The organism is Acidovorax sp. GW821-FHT09A11 (assembly GCF_059418365.1).
This window is the reverse complement of record NZ_JBWKPS010000001.1, coordinates 247,816-262,924: the sequence shown is the minus strand read 5'-3', so window position 1 is coordinate 262,924 and position 15,109 is coordinate 247,816. Positions and strand designations below refer to the sequence as shown.

Annotated in this window: 14 protein-coding genes and 1 tRNA gene; 7 read left to right on the top strand and 8 right to left on the bottom strand. The window is 65.7% G+C overall.

Features of this window, described 5'->3' with window-relative positions:
• Positions 1-4 precede the first annotated feature (4 nt).
• From AC07PV_RS01235 to AC07PV_RS01225, 3 genes are all read right to left on the bottom strand, one after another.
• Positions 5-958: a branched-chain amino acid ABC transporter permease gene (locus AC07PV_RS01235; RefSeq protein WP_218294763.1), complete on the bottom strand. Its 954-nt coding sequence runs from the start codon at positions 956-958 to the stop codon at positions 5-7.
• Positions 959-1,026: 68 nt separating this feature from the next.
• A complete protein-coding gene (locus tag AC07PV_RS01230) occupies positions 1,027-2,259 on the bottom strand; it encodes a branched-chain amino acid ABC transporter substrate-binding protein (RefSeq protein WP_218294762.1) in 1,233 nt (410 codons plus the stop codon).
• Positions 2,260-2,540: 281 nt separating this feature from the next.
• Positions 2,541-4,184 carry a 3-(methylthio)propionyl-CoA ligase gene (locus AC07PV_RS01225; protein WP_218341102.1) on the bottom strand — a complete coding sequence of 548 codons (1,644 nt, stop codon included), beginning with the start codon at positions 4,182-4,184 and terminating at the stop codon, positions 2,541-2,543.
• 216 nt (positions 4,185-4,400) lie between these two features.
• On the opposite strand from AC07PV_RS01225, the gene AC07PV_RS01220 reads away from it, so the two are divergent.
• Entirely contained in the window at positions 4,401-5,087 is a 687-nt protein-coding gene (locus AC07PV_RS01220; RefSeq protein WP_494629138.1) for a Crp/Fnr family transcriptional regulator, read from the top strand.
• Positions 5,088-5,117: 30 nt separating this feature from the next.
• On the opposite strand, the gene AC07PV_RS01215 is transcribed toward AC07PV_RS01220, so the two are convergent.
• Positions 5,118-6,824 (bottom strand): carboxylesterase/lipase family protein, encoded by a 1,707-nt coding sequence (locus AC07PV_RS01215; protein ID WP_492804950.1) that lies wholly within the window; start codon positions 6,822-6,824, stop codon positions 5,118-5,120.
• 183 nt (positions 6,825-7,007) lie between these two features.
• Here AC07PV_RS01215 and AC07PV_RS01210 point away from each other — a divergent pair, with 183 nt between their 5' ends.
• From AC07PV_RS01210 to AC07PV_RS01185, 6 genes are all read left to right on the top strand, one after another.
• A complete protein-coding gene (locus AC07PV_RS01210) occupies positions 7,008-8,051 on the top strand; it encodes an AraC family transcriptional regulator (RefSeq protein ID WP_218341100.1) in 1,044 nt (347 codons plus the stop codon).
• 121 nt (positions 8,052-8,172) lie between these two features.
• Positions 8,173-9,654: a protein adenylyltransferase SelO gene (locus AC07PV_RS01205; protein WP_492804948.1), complete on the top strand. Its 1,482-nt coding sequence runs from the start codon at positions 8,173-8,175 to the stop codon at positions 9,652-9,654.
• A complete protein-coding gene (msrB, locus tag AC07PV_RS01200; RefSeq protein ID WP_492804946.1) occupies positions 9,651-10,064 on the top strand; it encodes a peptide-methionine (R)-S-oxide reductase MsrB in 414 nt (137 codons plus the stop codon). Before AC07PV_RS01205 ends, msrB begins: the two co-directional genes overlap by 4 nt.
• A gap of 24 nt (positions 10,065-10,088) precedes the next feature.
• Positions 10,089-10,637, top strand: coding sequence for a septation protein A (locus AC07PV_RS01195; RefSeq protein ID WP_218294755.1), 549 nt, complete (start codon positions 10,089-10,091; stop codon positions 10,635-10,637).
• A 13-nt stretch (positions 10,638-10,650) separates the two neighbouring features.
• A complete protein-coding gene (locus AC07PV_RS01190) occupies positions 10,651-10,911 on the top strand; it encodes a BolA family protein (protein WP_494629137.1) in 261 nt (86 codons plus the stop codon).
• Positions 10,912-10,978: 67 nt separating this feature from the next.
• Complete coding sequence (locus AC07PV_RS01185) at positions 10,979-11,764, top strand: foldase protein PrsA (protein WP_218294753.1); 786 nt, start codon at positions 10,979-10,981, stop codon at positions 11,762-11,764.
• A 144-nt stretch (positions 11,765-11,908) separates the two neighbouring features.
• Here AC07PV_RS01185 and AC07PV_RS01180 read toward each other — a convergent pair whose 3' ends face one another.
• From AC07PV_RS01180 to AC07PV_RS01165, 4 genes are all read right to left on the bottom strand, one after another.
• The gene (locus tag AC07PV_RS01180; protein ID WP_494629136.1) at positions 11,909-12,706 is read right to left on the bottom strand and encodes an acetyltransferase domain-containing protein; all 798 of its coding nucleotides are present in this window, start codon (positions 12,704-12,706) and stop codon (positions 11,909-11,911) included.
• A 185-nt stretch (positions 12,707-12,891) separates the two neighbouring features.
• Positions 12,892-12,968, bottom strand: a tRNA-Pro gene (locus AC07PV_RS01175).
• 172 nt (positions 12,969-13,140) lie between these two features.
• On the bottom strand, positions 13,141-13,392 hold the full coding sequence (gene infA / locus AC07PV_RS01170) for a translation initiation factor IF-1 (RefSeq protein WP_218294751.1): 252 nt from the start codon (positions 13,390-13,392) through the stop codon (positions 13,141-13,143).
• A gap of 224 nt (positions 13,393-13,616) precedes the next feature.
• Entirely contained in the window at positions 13,617-14,873 is a 1,257-nt protein-coding gene (locus AC07PV_RS01165; protein WP_218341097.1) for an HPP family protein, read from the bottom strand.
• Between the last annotated feature and the right edge of the window lie 236 nt (positions 14,874-15,109).

The window sequence follows — 15,109 nt, the reverse complement described above, 5'->3', positions numbered from 1 at the left end:
GGCATCAGTCCTCCCGCGTGCCCAGAAGGCCCTTGGGGCGGAAGATCAGGATCAGCACGAGGAACAGATAGGGCAGGATGGGCGCCACCTGGGAAATCGTGAGCTTGAGCAAGGGATAGCCGAAGGTCTGGTCGGTCACCGCCACGCCCACGGCCTGGAAGACATGGATCAGCGAATAGTCGAGCGCCACGGCGAAGGTCTGCACCAGGCCGATGAGCAGCGACGCGAGGAAGGCCCCCGCCAGCGAGCCCATGCCGCCGACCACCACCACCACGAAGATGATGGAGCCCACCGATGCCGCCATCGCGGGCTCGGTCACGTAGGTGTTGCCGCCGATCACGCCGGCCAGGCCGGCCAGCGCGGCGCCGCCGCCGAACACCAGCATGAAGACGCGCGGCACGTTGTGGCCCAGCGCTTCCACCATCTCGGGGTACTTGAGTGCCGCCTGGATCACCAGGCCGATGCGTGTGCGCGTGAGCAGCAGCCACACCGACACCAGCATCAGCAACGCCACCAGCATCACGAAAGAGCGCGACTTGGGAAACTGCGTGCCATACAGGGAGAACAGGGGTCCCTGCAGTTGCTCCGGAAGGCCATAGGGCACGGTGGAGCGTCCCCACACCAGCTGCACCACTTCAAGAATCAGGTACGAAAGGCCGAAGGTGACCAGCAGTTCGGGCACGTGCCCGAATTTGTGCACCCGGCGCAGGCAGTAGCGCTCGAAGGCGGCGCCCAGCGCGAACACGACGAGCGGGGCCAGCACCAGCGCCGGCCAGAAGCCCACCACCCCGGAGATGGTGAACGCGAAATAAGCCCCCAGCATGTAGAAGCTGGTGTGCGCAAAGTTGAGCACCCCCATCATGCTGAAGATCAGCGTGAGGCCCGAGCTCAGCATGAACAGCAGGAGCCCGTAGCTCACGCCGTTCAGCAGGGAAATCACGAAAAACTCAGGATTCATTGGAATTTTTCATTGCAAGGTAAAAAAAAGGCCCGAGTAGGTCGGGCCTCGAAGCGATGGAACCGGATTTACGGGCGCTTCATCTGGCACGACGTGGGCGTGCTGGCCACATAGGGCTCGTAGTACTTCACAGGGACGAAGGTGTAGCCGGTGTTCTCCGAGTCGATCGGGAACTTGGCGCCCGCCTTTTCCCACTTGGAGATGAACAGGCCCTGCTGCAGCTGGTGGTCGGTCTTGCGCATCTCGACCTCGCCGTTGAAGCTCTTGAACTTCATGCCTTCGAACACGGCGGCCACCTTGACCGGGTCGGTGGACTTGGCCTTGGCGAAGCCTTCGGACAGCATGGTGAACGCGTGGTACACGGCACCGGTGTACATGTCGTCGTTGAACTTCTTCTTGTAGTCCACCACGATCTTGTTGAGCTCGCCCGGCAGGTTCATGTGCGCATAGGCCACCATGTACACGCGGCCTGCCGCGGCGGCGCCCATGGCCGTGGGGCTGCCGGTGACGGAACCGTAGTAGGTGTAGAAGTTGACGTTGTTCAGGCCCGCGTCGTTGGCCGCCTTGATCAGCAGCGCCAGATCGGAACCCCAGTTGCCGGTGATCACGCTGTCGGCACCCGACTGCTTGATCTTGGCGATGTAGGGCGAGAAGTCGCGCACCTGGGCCAGGGGGTGCAGGTCGTCGCCGACGAACTGCACGTCGGGGCGCTTGCGCTGCATCATTTCCTTGGCGAACTTCGCCACCTGGTGGCCGTGCGAGTAGTTCTGGTTGATCAGGTAGACCTTCTTGACTTCAGGCAAGTCCTTCATGTAGGTCGTCAGCGCTTCCATCTTCATGGAGGTGTCTGCATCGAGACGGAAGTGCCAGTAGCTGCACTTGCTGTTCGTCAGGTCGGGGTCCACGGCCGCGTAGTTCAGGAACAGCACTTCCTTGCCGGGATTGCGCGCGTTGTGCTTTTCCAGCGCGTCCATGATGGCAAGGGCCGGACCGGAGCCGTTGCCCTGCACGACGTAGCGTGCGCCCTGGTCCATGGCCGAACGCAGGGCGCTCGTGGTCTCCTGGGGGCTGAGCTTGTTGTCGATGCCGATGATCTCGAATTTGACGCCCGCCGGGTTCTTCTTGTTGAACTCTTCAGCGATGAACTGGAAGCTCTTGAGCTGGTTCGTTCCCACTGCCGCCATCAGGCCGGAGAGCGGGTCGAGCCAGGCGATCTTCACCGTCTCGCCCTTTTGAGCGAATGCCCCGCCAGCGCTTGCCAACAGTACCGAGGCTGCTACAGCCTTAATAGCAAATTTCATGGTCTTGTCTCCTTGTAAATCAACACAACGCAGCGTACCGCGTTGCAACAAAGCGATGCTCAGGGATTGCCCCTACCAGCGTCGCACACGTGACTGGAATCGGTGTCACCCCCTGTGGCGCTGCGCGCCTTCACCCTCTCTCGCTGCGCGGGAGGGGGACGCACCCGGTGGCCCGGCAAAGCCGGTTCCACGGGTGCACTGGCCTGGCCTGGTCTGGTCTGCGCCAGATTCGACGGCCACGACGACGGCGATGCATTGAGGCCACCGCCGTCAAGCTTTCTTCAAAGGCCCGGAAGCTTGTAGTCCTTCAATTGCTCGCGCAATTTGGTCTTGAGCATCTTGCCGGTGGCGCCCAGTGGAATGGCCTCGACGAACACCACGTCGTCGGGGATCTGCCACTTGGCGGTCTTGCCTTCGTAGAAGGCCAGCAGCTCCTCGCGCGTGACCTCGGTGCCGGGGCGCTTGACCACGGCCACGATGGGGCGCTCATCCCACTTGGGATGCGGCATGCCCACGCAGGCCGCCATCGCAATCGCGGGGTGCGCCATGGCGATGTTCTCGATGTCGATGGAGCTGATCCATTCGCCGCCGGACTTGATCACGTCCTTGCTGCGGTCGGTGATCTGCATGAAGCCGTCGGCATCGATGGTGGCCACGTCGCCGGTGGGAAACCATCCCCGGCGCTGGGCATCCTGGATGAGCGGATGGCCGCCCTCGCCCTTGAAGTAGCTGTCCACGATCCACGGCCCCTTGACCAGCAGGTCGCCGTAGGTCTTGCCGTCCCAGGGCAGCTCGCTGCCGTCGCTGCCCACGATCTTCATGTCCACGCCGTAGATCGCGCGGCCCTGCTTCTGCAGGATCTTCATCTGGTCGTCCTTGGACATGGCCAGGTGCTTGTTCTTGAGCGTGCACAGCGTGCCCAGCGGGCTCATCTCGGTCATGCCCCAGGCGTGCAGGACTTCCACGCCGAAGTCTTCCTTGAACGCATGGATCATCGCGGGCGGGCAGGCCGAGCCGCCGATGACGGTGCGCCGGAGCGTGGAGAACTTCAGGCCGGCCGGCTTCATGTGGCCCAGCATCATCTGCCACACGGTGGGCACGCCGGCCGCGTAGGTGACCTTCTCGGATTCGATGAGTTCGTAGATCGACTTGCCGTCCATGGCCGGGCCGGGGAACACCAGCTTGCAGCCCGTGAGCGCGGCCGAGTACGGAATGCCCCAGGCATTGACGTGGAACATGGGCACCACGGGCAGCACCGAGTCGCGGGCCGACAGGCACATCACGTCCGGCAGCGCGGCGGCATAGGCGTGCAGCGTGGTCGAGCGGTGGCTGTAGAGCGCGGCCTTGGGGTTGCCCGTGGTGCCGCTGGTGTAGCACATGCTCGATGCCGAGTTCTCGTCGAACGCGGGCCAGGCGTAGTCCGGCGACTGCGCGCCGATCCAGGCTTCGTAGCTCGTGAGGCCGGGGATGCCGGAATCCGCGGGCAGCTTGTCCGCATCGCAAAGGGCCACCCATTTCTTCACCGTGGGGCACCGGGCATGCACGGCCTGCACCAGGGGCAGGAACGTCACGTCAAAGCACAGCACCTGGTCTTCGGCATGGTTCATGATCCAGGCGATCTGGTCGGGGTGCAGGCGCGGGTTCACGGTGTGCAGCACCCTGCCGGAGCCGCTCACGCCGAAATACATCTCCATGTGGCGGTAACCGTTCCAGGCCAGGGTGGCCACGCGGTCGCTGAACGCGAGCTTGAGCTCGTCCAGCGCATTGGCCAACCGGCGTGCACGCGCGCCCAGATCGCGGTACGTGTAGCGGTGGATGTCGCCCTCGACCCGCCGCGAGACGATTTCGGCATCGCCATGGTGGCGCTCTGCGAACTCGATCAACGACGAAATCAGCAACGGTTGGCTCTGCATCAGGCCCAGCATGTGTGCTCCTTGGATGTTGTGGTGAATGGAATGGTCATCGTAGCGCGGCGTGTCTCATTGCGGTGTCGCCCAGGGCAAGCGGACTGGCCGGCCGGCGCACATGCAACAGGGCCGCAGTGTGCGCGCGGCGGCCGCGCCTGCCAACACCTGTCGTCCCATTGACAAAGGCCAAGGGAATACCCTGAACGCCTGGCGTGGGCGGTGACAATCACGCCCATGCTCAGTTCCGCCCCCTCCGCCCCACGGTTCATCGCGGCCCAGCCCTGGTTTGCCAGCGTGCCCGCAACCCTGCAGGAGCGCCTGCGCGCCGAGGTATTCGCCACGCACGGCGACAAGGGCGCAGTGATGATGCCGGCCGGCAGTGCCGTGCAAGGCTGGCACGCGGTGCTGTCCGGCCTGGTGATGCTCCAAAGCCCCGCCAGCCAGGGGCGCTCCTCGGCCTTCATCGGCGTGCCCGATGGCGAATGGTTCGGCGAAGGATCGGCCATGAAGCCCGAGCCCCGCCGGTACCACGTGGTCGCCCTGCGCCCCACCACGCTGCTGTGCCTGCCGCTGCCGCTGTTCGCAACGCTGCGCGAGAGCAGCCTGGCGTTCAACCAGTTTCTGGTGCTGCACCTGAACATGCGGCTGGGCCAGGCCATGACGATCATCGAGGCCGGACGGACCCAGTCCACCGAGCACCGCGTCGCGCTGTACCTGAGCCGCCTGTTCTGGCGCAGCACGCGGCGGCTGAACCTCACGCAGGACGAGCTGGGCCAGCTGGTGGGCCTGTCGCGCCAGACGGTGAACAAGGTGCTGCGCGCGCTGGAAGGCATGGGCATCGTGTCGCTGGACTTCGGACGTGTGGCCATCGTGGACGACGAGGCGCTGAACGCGTACCTCGCCGCCACCGCGGCGCGCTGACACCCTGCAGATCGCACTGGCACCCTCACCTTATTGCACACTCAGGCGCACGGCCTTCTGGTCGGCGTCGAACAGGAGCCGGCTGGGCCACGGCTTCCAGTTCTGGTTCACCGTCGCGTTGTTCGGATCTCCCGTGTGGACGAAGGCGCGCACGCTGTCCATCATGGCCTTGGAGAGCGCCAGGCGCCCTGGCTGGTTGGCCGCGCTGTTGGTGGCCCTGGCAAAGACCGAGGGCCCGAAGTTGCCAAACAGGAACGGCAGGTCGAACGCATGCGCCGCGCCGTACACGTCGTTCCAGGGCGCGGGCTGCTGCGCCCAGTTGAACTGGTAGCTCCATACCGCGGATTGCTGGCTGCGCAGGGTGTTGAGCAGGTTGTCGCGGCTCGGGTCGATGAACACGCTGCCCAGCAGGCGGGTGCGCGCGTTGTAGCCCGTGCCGGGCGCCGTCACGGGCAGATAGGAGGCATCCAGGATGTCGCCGGCCGTGAGCGTGGTGGGCGCGTCGGGGTTGAACTTCTGCATCATCGCGAAGCGGTCCGCGTCGGAAATCTTCATCCCTGGCTTGCCCCCCAGCAATGCCAGGAACGGCGCGAACAGCTTGCCCTCGTCCGCCGTGTAGCCGGACAGGACAGGCACCTTGTGATAGCGCCCGGCCCCCAGTTCGGCGATCGGATCGGCGGGCACCACCACGCCGTCGGGGATGGGGCCGGACCCGGTGAGCCCGTTCTTGAGCAGCGTCTGCAGGATCACGCTCGCATCCTTGCCGCGCAGGTAGCCGGCCACCTGGGAGGCGGGCCAGCCCGCGACCAGCGCCTGGGCCGCGGGCAACGCGGGCGCCAGGCCGTCGGCCAGCGCCAGATGCGCCAGCAGCATGCCGGACTGGGTGGCATACCGGGATGCGGGATTGAGCGTGGGAATGGAGCCGGGCGGCAGATTCGCCGCCAGCGAAATCCCCCCGCTCACCGGCAGGAGCTTGTGGAACAGCCCAGCAGCCTGGGGCGCCGTCAGCAGCGCCAGCGCATTGATGGCGCCCGCCGACTGCCCCATCAGGGTGACATTGCCCGCGTTGCCGCCAAAACCGGCGATGTTGTTCTGGATGAAGCGCAGTGCCAGCACGTTGTCGAGCAGGGCGTAGTTGCCTGTATAGGGCTGGCCGCCGCCGTGCAGCTGGGGCAGCTGCATGAACCCCAGCACGTCCAGGCGGTAGTTGGCGGTCACCACCACGGCATTGGCCGCGCGGGCCAGCGCCGCGCCGTCGTACACGGGATCGGCGGTATAGCCCGAGATGGCGCTGCCGCCGTGCAGGAACAGCAGCACGGGGAGGTTGTCCTGCGACGTGGCCGGGCGCCAGATGTTGAGCGTCAGGCAATCCTCGTTCCCCACGGGCGTGTTGAGCGTCTGGCCGATGGTGTCGTCGAACCGGTTGTTGGCGCCGGGACCGTAGATGCGGCCCATCTGCAGGCAGGCATTGCCGAACTGGCTGGCATTGCGTTCGCCCGACCACGCCACGGGCTCCACCGGCGGCTGCCAGCGCAGCTCGCCCACCGGCGGCCTCGCGAAGGGAATGCCCTTCCAGGCATAGGTGCCGGTGGCGGCGCTGTCGTCCACGCCACGCACCATGCCGTAGCGGGTTTCCCGCAGCTCGGGGGGCTTGCCGTCCGAACCGCCACACGCCGTTGTCGCCAACACCGACAGCACGGCGGCACTCCACCGCAGACACCACTGAAAATCGGGCATGTTTTGTCTCCTTTGGGGTTTTCAGGAATGGGGCGGGCCTCTCTGAAGCGTCACACTTGCGGCAGGGCCCGTCCTCAGCGACGATTGTGTGAATGCTTCGCCTTCGGCCCACTATCGCAACCTCGCCAAAACAGTGACTTCAGAACACCACCCTAGCGTTAACCCTGAGGGGAAAAACCACCCATGACCCCACGCACCAGTTCGGCCGCCTGGGTGCGGGGCATCGCGGACATGTTCGCGGCCGAGGGCCTGCCGGCCGCGCAGCTGTGCACCGAGGCGGGCATCGACCTGGCCGCGCTGCACCTGCCCCAGACCCGCGTCGACGTGGACCGAGTGAGCCGCCTGTGGGAGCTGGCCGCGGCGCAGTATGGCAAGCCGGGGCTGGGGCTCGACCGCAACCTGACCGGGCGCTACGGCAACGTGGATCTGGTGGGCTATGCGCTGGCGTCGGGCCCCAATCTCCTTGTTGGGTTTCAGCACCTGCAGCGGCACATGGCGGTGATCTCGGACGCCACCACCTTCGAGATGGAGCGCGGGCCGCGCGGGTACTGGCTCGTCCTGAGCCACATCGGCGCCACCCGGCCCATTCCGCGCCAGCGGGTCGAGTTCGCCGTGCTGACCCTGCTGACCCTGTGCGGCTGGCTGACGCGCCGCGAGCTCACGCCGCTGGCGGTCGAACTCATCACCCCGCCGCCCGCGGACGAGGCGCGCTACCGCTCCGCCTTCGGCCTGCTGCCGCACTTCAGCCAGCCCGCCAACCGCTTCCTGCTGGCCGAGGCCGACCTTCTGGCCCCCATTCCCACCCACAACCCCAGCCTGTGGGCCCTGCACGAAAGACTGGTCGAGACCGAACTGGACCACCTGGGCCAGACGCTGGCCAGCACGCGCGTGCGCACCGAGGTGGCCCGCATCCTGCACCTGGGCGAACCCCGCCGCGAAGACGTGGCGGCGCGCCTGCACCTGACCGACCGCACGCTGCAGCGGCGCCTGCAGGCCGAATCCGTGAGCTACCAGCAACTGCTGGACGACACGCGGCGCGAGCTGGCCGGCCAGTACCTGAGCGATGAGCGCCGCAGCCTGGCGGAGGTGGCCGATCTGCTGGGGTTCGCCGACCAGAGCAACCTGTTTCGGGCGTGCAAGCGCTGGTTCGGCATGCCGCCCGGCCAGTACCGGGCCCACGTACTGCACGCGGAGCCCGAAAGCACGGCATCCGAACAGGGCGCCTGAGAACACCCGGCGAACCCACGCGGGCCGCGCGGCGGCCTGCGCGCGGCGCAACGGGTTCCACCCTCCCCCACCCATGGCCCTGCCGGGGCCGGGGCATCACCGGTGCGAGACAATCGACCCCATGAACCTGCCCGCCGACAGCGACACCACCGCCGACATCGGCCTGGCCTGGAACCATGGTTTCGCGGCCCTGGGACCGGACTTTTTCACCGAACTGCGCCCGACCCCGCTGCCCGCGCCGCACTGGGTGGGAACCAGCGCCGCCGTGGCGCGGCTGATCGGCCTGGACCCTGCATGGCTGGAGAGCGACGAAGCCCTGCAGGCCTTCACGGGCAACGTGCTGCTCGCTGGCTCGCGGCCCCTTGCAAGCGTCTACAGCGGGCACCAGTTCGGCGTCTGGGCCGGCCAGCTGGGCGACGGCCGGGCCATCCTGCTGGGGGAAACCGCCGGCGGGTTGGAAATCCAGCTCAAGGGCGCGGGGCGCACGCCCTACTCCCGCATGGGCGACGGGCGGGCCGTGCTGCGCTCCAGCATCCGCGAATTCCTGTGCAGCGAGGCCATGCATGGCCTGGGCATTCCGACATCGCGCGCGCTGTGCATCACCGGCTCGCCCGCGCCCGTGCGCCGCGAAGAGATCGAAACAGCCTCCGTGGTCACGCGCGTGGCCCCCAGTTTCGTGCGCTTTGGCCATTTCGAGCACTTCGCCGCCAACGACCTGCAGCCACAGCTTCGGGCCCTGGCCGACTATGTCATCGACCGCTACTACCCCGAATGCCGGGGCACCACCGAGGTCGGCGGCAATGCCTACGCCGCGCTGCTGCAGGCCGTGAGCGAGCGCACGGCCAGGCTGATGGCGCAGTGGCAGGCCGTGGGGTTTTGCCACGGGGTGATGAACACCGACAACATGAGCATCCTGGGCCTGACCATCGACTACGGCCCTTTCCAGTTTCTGGATGCCTTCGTGCCCGGCCACGTGTGCAACCACAGCGATACCCAGGGCCGCTATGCCTACAACCGCCAGCCCAACGTGGCGTACTGGAACCTGTTTTGCCTGGCGCAGGCGCTGCTGCCCCTGATCGGCGACCAGGAACTGGCCAAGCAGGCCCTGGAGTCCTACAAGAGCGTGTTCCCCGAGGAATTCATGGCCCGCATGCGCGCCAAGCTGGGGCTTGCGGGCGCCAGCGAAGGCGATGGGCAACTGATCGACGGCATCCTGCAGCTGCTCGCCCGCAACGGTGTGGACTACACGATCTTCTGGCGCCGCCTGTCGCATGCAGTGGCCGGGCGCGATTTCGAGCCCGTGCGGGACCTGTTTGCCGACCGCGCCGCCCTGGACCAGTGGTTGCTATCCTATTCAGAGCTACTGACGCTTGATGGGCAAGCGCCAGCAGCCGATTTAATGCTGAAAACGAATCCCAAGTTCGTCTTGCGCAACCACCTGGGCGAGCAAGCCATCCGTGCGGCGAAACTTGGCGACTTCAGTGAACTCCAAACCCTTCAGCGGCTGCTGGAGTACCCCTTCGACGAGCACCCCGGGCACGACGCCTACGCAGCCTTCCCGCCCGACTGGGCGTCTTCCATCGAGATCAGCTGTTCATCATGACCTACCCCGTCCAGAAGACCGAAGCCGAGTGGCAAGCCATCCTGCAGGGCAAGGGCGCCGAACCCGCCGCCCTGCAGGTGACGCGCCATGCCGCCACCGAACGCCCCTTCACCGGCAAATACGAGGCCCACTGGGCCGATGGCAGCTACCACTGCATCTGCTGCGGCGCGAAATTGTTCGATTCGGTGACCAAGTTCGATGCCGGCTGCGGCTGGCCCAGTTTCTCCGAGGCCATCCCCGGGGCGATCACCGAGATCGTGGACCGCAGCCATGGCATGGTCCGCACCGAGACAGTGTGTGCACAATGCGGGGCCCACCTGGGCCATGTCTTCGAAGATGGCCCCACCCCCACCGGCCTGCGCTACTGCATGAACTCGGCCTCGCTGGATTTCGAATCCGACAAGGACTGAGCCCCGAGACCCGCCCCTGACCCCATGAAAATCCTGATCGACTTCTTCCCCATCCTGCTGTTCTTCGGGGCCTACAAGCTGTACGGCATCTATGTGGGCACCGCGGTGCTCATGGGCGCCACCGTCGCGCAGATGGCCCTGATCTACGCCATCGACCGGCGCCTGCAGACCATGCACAAGGTGACCCTGGTGCTGATCCTGCTGTTCGGCACGCTCACGCTGGTGCTGCAGGACGACCGCTTCATCAAGTGGAAGCCCACCGTGCTGTACGGCGCCATGTCCGTCGCGCTCGCGGTGGCGGTGTGGATCATGAAGAAGAACTTCCTCAAGATGCTGCTGGGCAGCCAGCTGACCCTGCCAGAGGGTGTGTGGCACCGGCTGAACGTCGCCTGGATCGTGTACTGCGCGTTCATGTCGGCCATCAACGCGTATGTCGTCGTCAACTTCAGCACCGAGGCCTGGGTGGACTTCAAGCTCTGGGGGTATGCCTTCCCGCTGGTCTTCCTGGTGGGCCAGGGCATCTATGTGGCGCCCCACCTCAAGGGCGACGAAGGCGATGAGCCCGCAGCCTGAAGGACGACCTGCCATGACCACACTCGCGCAGCAGATGCACCAGGCCCTGACGGACCGGCTCACGCCCACGGCCCTGGAAGTGCTCGACGAAAGCGCCGCCCATGCGGGACATGCGGGGGCCAACGGCACTGGTTTCGGCACCCATTTCCGGGTCCGCATTTCGTCACCTTTGTTTACAGGCAAGGCCCGGGTCGCGCAGCACCGCCTTGTGTATGATGCGCTGCAAGAATTTATTGACCAAGGGGTTCACGCCCTTGCCATTGAAGTTCTCTGAACCGGCCCCCATGTCCCCAGTTGCCGGAACTCAGCTGGCAAACAACCTCTCATTTTTTGGATTCCGCATGAAGAAACAGCTCCTGTCCGGCCTCGTGGCCGCCGCCGTGCTGGGCACGATGGCCCTGCCCGTTTCCGCCCAGAATGTCGCCATCGTCAACGGCAAGGCCGTGCCGAAAGAGCGCGTCGAGGCACTCAAGCAGCAAGTGGAGCGCTCGGGCCGCCCCGTGACACCGGACATCGAAGGCCAGATCAAGGAAGAAGTGATCACCCGCGAAATCTTCATGCAGGAAGCGCAAAAGCGCGGCCTGGAAGGCTCGGCGGACTACAAGGCGCAAATGGATCTGGCCCGCCAGACCATCCTGATCCGCGAACTGTTCGCCGACTACCAGAAGAAGAACCCGGTGACCGATGCCGAAATCCAGGCTGAGTACGACAAGTTCGTCGCGGCCAACAGCGGCAAGGAATACAAGGCCAGCCACATCCTGGTGGAAAAGGAATCGGATGCCAAGGCCATCATCGCTTCCATCAAGAAGGGCGCCAAGTTTGAAGACATCGCCAAGAAGCAATCCAAGGACCCAGGGTCCGGTGCCAAGGGCGGCGACCTGGATTGGGCCAACCCTTCCAGCTATGTGAGTGAATTCACCGAAGCCCTGGTCAAGCTCGAAAAGGGCAAGATGACCGACGCCCCCGTGAAGAGCCAGTTCGGCTGGCACGTCATCCGCCTGGACGATGTGCGCCAGGCAGAACTGCCCAAGCTGGAAGAAGTGAAGCCCCAGGTGGCACAGCAGCTGCAACAGCAAAAGCTGGCGAAGTTCCAGGAAGACCTGCGCGCGAAGGCCAAGGTCGAGTAACGGGTCCCGCCGCATCGCATTGCTGCGATGCCCGCCCGAAACGAACGCGGCCCAGGCCGCGTTTTTTCATGGTGGCACAGCCGCGTTTCTGTCGATGCCGCATGCAGCGCATGCATCAGCGCCCCCCTGCTCCCCGCGCGCTAGCTAGCCCTTCGTCGCGATCCAGGCCACGGCCATCAGCAGTCCGATCATCACGGGCTGGTGCAGCATGTAGTAGCTCAGGCTCCACCGGCCCAGCAGTGCCAGGGGCTGAAAAGCCCCCGGAAGCCGCCCAAACGGCGCCCCCCCGGCCCGCGCCCCCGCCGCCATGGCCCATTGGCCAGCGGCCAGCCCCCACCACAGCACGCCCAGCCAGGGCAGCACCGGCACGTAGTCCTCCGTGAACGGCTTGCGAGAAACCAGGCCCAGCCAGTTGAGGGCACGTCCGTTGAACCACGGCGCGGCCTCGGACCATGCGCTGGCCAGAAGCTGCTGCGCCAGCGGCGGAAGCGCCACCGCCACCAGCCCTGCCAGCCACAGCCACCGCCCCCAGCCCGCCGTGCCTCGGGCGATGAGCAGCATCACCGCCATGCCGTGGAGCACGCCAAAATAGATAAAGCTGCGCGGGAACATCACGAACGACCCCGCGGACACCAGCAGCGCGCAGCCGGCGATCTGCAGCCATCGCCGCCCAAACCGTCGCCACCCCTGCCCCTGCTGTAGTGCAATGGCCTGCCCCAGGCCGGCACAGAACAGGAACAGGCTCACGATCGCCGTGCGCTGCAGGGTCCAGACCGGATCGCCCCGAAAATCCTGGGGCCAGAAACCCAGATGACTCAAGTCAAAGCAAAAATGAAAAACCGTCATCCACACCATCGCCAGGCCGCGCAGGGCATCCACGCTGTCATAGCGCGGCGACGAATGGGAAAACGAAGCGGGTAAAGGGGAAGGCACGCGGTTCATTGCATTGCAGGCGAAGGGGCGGCGAGCGGTGACGGGGGTGCGGATGGCAGCTCGCCACGGCGAGCCCCGATGGTACGGAAATCCGATGCCGCCGCGGCAGCCCCGTGGAACCGCAACCAGGAACCGGGAAAACCAGCAGGCAAGAAAAAAGGCCCTGCAGCATGTGCTGCAAGGCCCTCAAACATTGGTCGGAGCGGCGGGATTCGAACTCGCGACCCTCTGCTCCCAAAGCAGATGCGCTACCAGGCTGCGCTACGCTCCGACAGCTCGTATTCTAACCCGGGAATTTGCCTGTTTTTGGCTCGATGCCCGCTTTTTGTGATTTTTCTGAAAGCAATTCATGGGGACCGGCACCGACAGGTATCACGCCCCGTGCGAAGCAGCGCGCGGTCACGGGAACAGCAAGAAAACCAGCGGACCTCAAGCCCAGGGGATCAGCGGTTGCTGGAAGGGCCAGGGCCGCGGCCGGCCAGATGGCGGAAGGTGATGCGCCCCTTGGTCAGGTCATAGGGCGACATTTCCAGGGACACCTTGTCACCCGCCAGGATGCGGATGTGGTGCTTGCGCATCTTTCCGCCGGTGTATGCGATCAGTTGGTGACCGTTGTCCAGCGTGACGCGAAAGCGCGAGTCGGGCAAGACTTCCGTCACGGAGCCTTGCATTTCAATGAGTTCTTCTTTGGCCATGTTCTATCTCTTCAAAACAAATATTCTGTGATCGGCGCCTGATTCGTGCATCCGCCACGGCAGCTACCGCGTGGGACGGTGCTCGACACACGGTGCATTGCGGGCGGTGGGAGTCGCTGCACCCGGGGCGCAGATCAGGCAGAGGGCCGGGGGAGACGGCGTCAATGGACAGGCAGAGCGCTGTGCAAAGCCTGTCGATTGTACCGCGATGTGCAGCAATCTGCCTACGGCCTTGCCTGGGCGGCCGGGGCCGCCTGCGCACGAGGCGCCCGGGGCGGTGCAGACATGCCATCTTCGGCGCGCCCCTGCACGGCCACGGCGAGGGTCCGCACCAGATCGGTCTGGGTGATGACGCCCGCCAGGCGGTCTTCTTCGTCCACGATGGGGATGTGGTGGTGGCCCCCCTGCGAAAACAGGGGAACGAGGTCCATGGCGTGCTGCCCGGTCCGGGCCACCTGAACCGGGTGGGACATGATCTGGTCCACCGCAGTGGGCTGGCCGCTGCGGCCCATGACCAGCGCACGCAGGCGCTGGCCCAGGCCTTCATGCAGGTCCAGGTTGGCGAGCCGCATGAAATCCGCCACGGTCACGATCCCGATGACCTGCCGCTGCATATCGACCACGGGCAGCGCCTTGATCTGCTCGCTGCGCATCAACGTCCATGCCTCCTTGAGCGAGACACCCGCCTCCACCGCGAACGGAGGCTTGGACATGATGTCCGCACAGCGCACATCTCCCAGCGTGCGCTGGAACGCGGCACGCCCCGCCAGATGGAGCAGGCCCTCCAGGTCGGCCCGGCTGACATCGAGCACCTGGTTGTAGTGGGCCAGCGCCGCGTCCACGTCAGAGGCGGTGAACGCGCCTTTGGCGACGTGGGTTCTGGGCGCCACCCGCTGTGGATGAGGATACCGGCGCCCGGTGAGACCGTTGTAGACCATGGCCGCGATCAGCAGGATCACGACATTGAACAGGATGGGAAACACGGCCAGATGCAAGCCATCGCCCGCCGTCAGCACCACATACAGGGCCATGGCACCGCCAGGCGGGTGCAGGCAGCGCAGCGGCACCATGAGCGCGATGGCCAGTCCCACGGCCAGGGCGCCGGATATCACGGGGTCAGGCACCACCGCCGAGCACAGCGCCCCCACCAGCGCCGACAGCGTGCTGCCGCCCAGCACCGGCCACGGCTGCGCCAGGGGACTCGACGGCATGCCGAACACCAGCACGGCGCTGGCCCCCAGGGACGCCACCATCCAGGGGCCCGAGGCCGCATCGCCCGCCCACCACCGGCTGAGCAATGCCGTGATGAGAACCCCGATCACGGCACCGGCGATAAAGCGCAGGCGTTCACGCCCGTCGATGCCCAGCGGCGCAGGCCAGAAATTGCGAAGCCAACGCAGGGTCCGGACATACGCAGATGCGTCTGCCCCCTCCATGGCGGCAGAAGAAGACACGGAATGATCGGAGTCGGATGGGGGCATGGAGCAGCAGCAGCGGTTCGCGGCAACGCAACCGCTTCAGGGCGGAGTCCCTCGCCGTCACGAGGGGCATGAGGCACGGGCGTTCGAAAGGAGATTCTGGACAACCCCTATTTTGCCGCCTTCATGCCAGGCGATCCCGGGGCGCCCCACCAAGCCCCCATCGCTGTGTCCCCGGTACGGGTAAGCCATAGGTTTCCTGCAGGGGACGTTGGGGTAAATTGCTTTAAGCCTAAACA

Excerpts from the sequence above, each read along its gene's own strand:
- AC07PV_RS01230 (WP_218294762.1), bottom strand. The coding sequence starts at position 2,259 with ATGAAATTTGCTATTAAGGCTGTAGCAGCCTCGGTACTGTTGGCAAGC.
- AC07PV_RS01235 (WP_218294763.1), bottom strand. The coding sequence starts at position 958 with ATGAATCCTGAGTTTTTCGTGATTTCCCTGCTGAACGGCGTGAGCTAC.
- AC07PV_RS01165 (WP_218341097.1), bottom strand. The coding sequence starts at position 14,873 with ATGCCCCCATCCGACTCCGATCATTCCGTGTCTTCTTCTGCCGCCATG.
- AC07PV_RS01220 (WP_494629138.1), top strand. The coding sequence starts at position 4,401 with ATGCTCAGTTCCGCCCCCTCCGCCCCACGGTTCATCGCGGCCCAGCCC.
- AC07PV_RS01190 (WP_494629137.1), top strand. The coding sequence starts at position 10,651 with ATGACCACACTCGCGCAGCAGATGCACCAGGCCCTGACGGACCGGCTC.
- infA (WP_218294751.1), bottom strand. The coding sequence starts at position 13,392 with ATGGCCAAAGAAGAACTCATTGAAATGCAAGGCTCCGTGACGGAAGTC.
- AC07PV_RS01180 (WP_494629136.1), bottom strand. The coding sequence starts at position 12,706 with ATGAACCGCGTGCCTTCCCCTTTACCCGCTTCGTTTTCCCATTCGTCG.
- AC07PV_RS01185 (WP_218294753.1), top strand. The coding sequence starts at position 10,979 with ATGAAGAAACAGCTCCTGTCCGGCCTCGTGGCCGCCGCCGTGCTGGGC.
- AC07PV_RS01225 (WP_218341102.1), bottom strand. The coding sequence starts at position 4,184 with ATGCTGGGCCTGATGCAGAGCCAACCGTTGCTGATTTCGTCGTTGATC.
- AC07PV_RS01210 (WP_218341100.1), top strand. The coding sequence starts at position 7,008 with ATGACCCCACGCACCAGTTCGGCCGCCTGGGTGCGGGGCATCGCGGAC.
- AC07PV_RS01195 (WP_218294755.1), top strand. The coding sequence starts at position 10,089 with ATGAAAATCCTGATCGACTTCTTCCCCATCCTGCTGTTCTTCGGGGCC.
- msrB (WP_492804946.1), top strand. The coding sequence starts at position 9,651 with ATGACCTACCCCGTCCAGAAGACCGAAGCCGAGTGGCAAGCCATCCTG.
- AC07PV_RS01205 (WP_492804948.1), top strand. The coding sequence starts at position 8,173 with ATGAACCTGCCCGCCGACAGCGACACCACCGCCGACATCGGCCTGGCC.
- AC07PV_RS01215 (WP_492804950.1), bottom strand. The coding sequence starts at position 6,824 with ATGCCCGATTTTCAGTGGTGTCTGCGGTGGAGTGCCGCCGTGCTGTCG.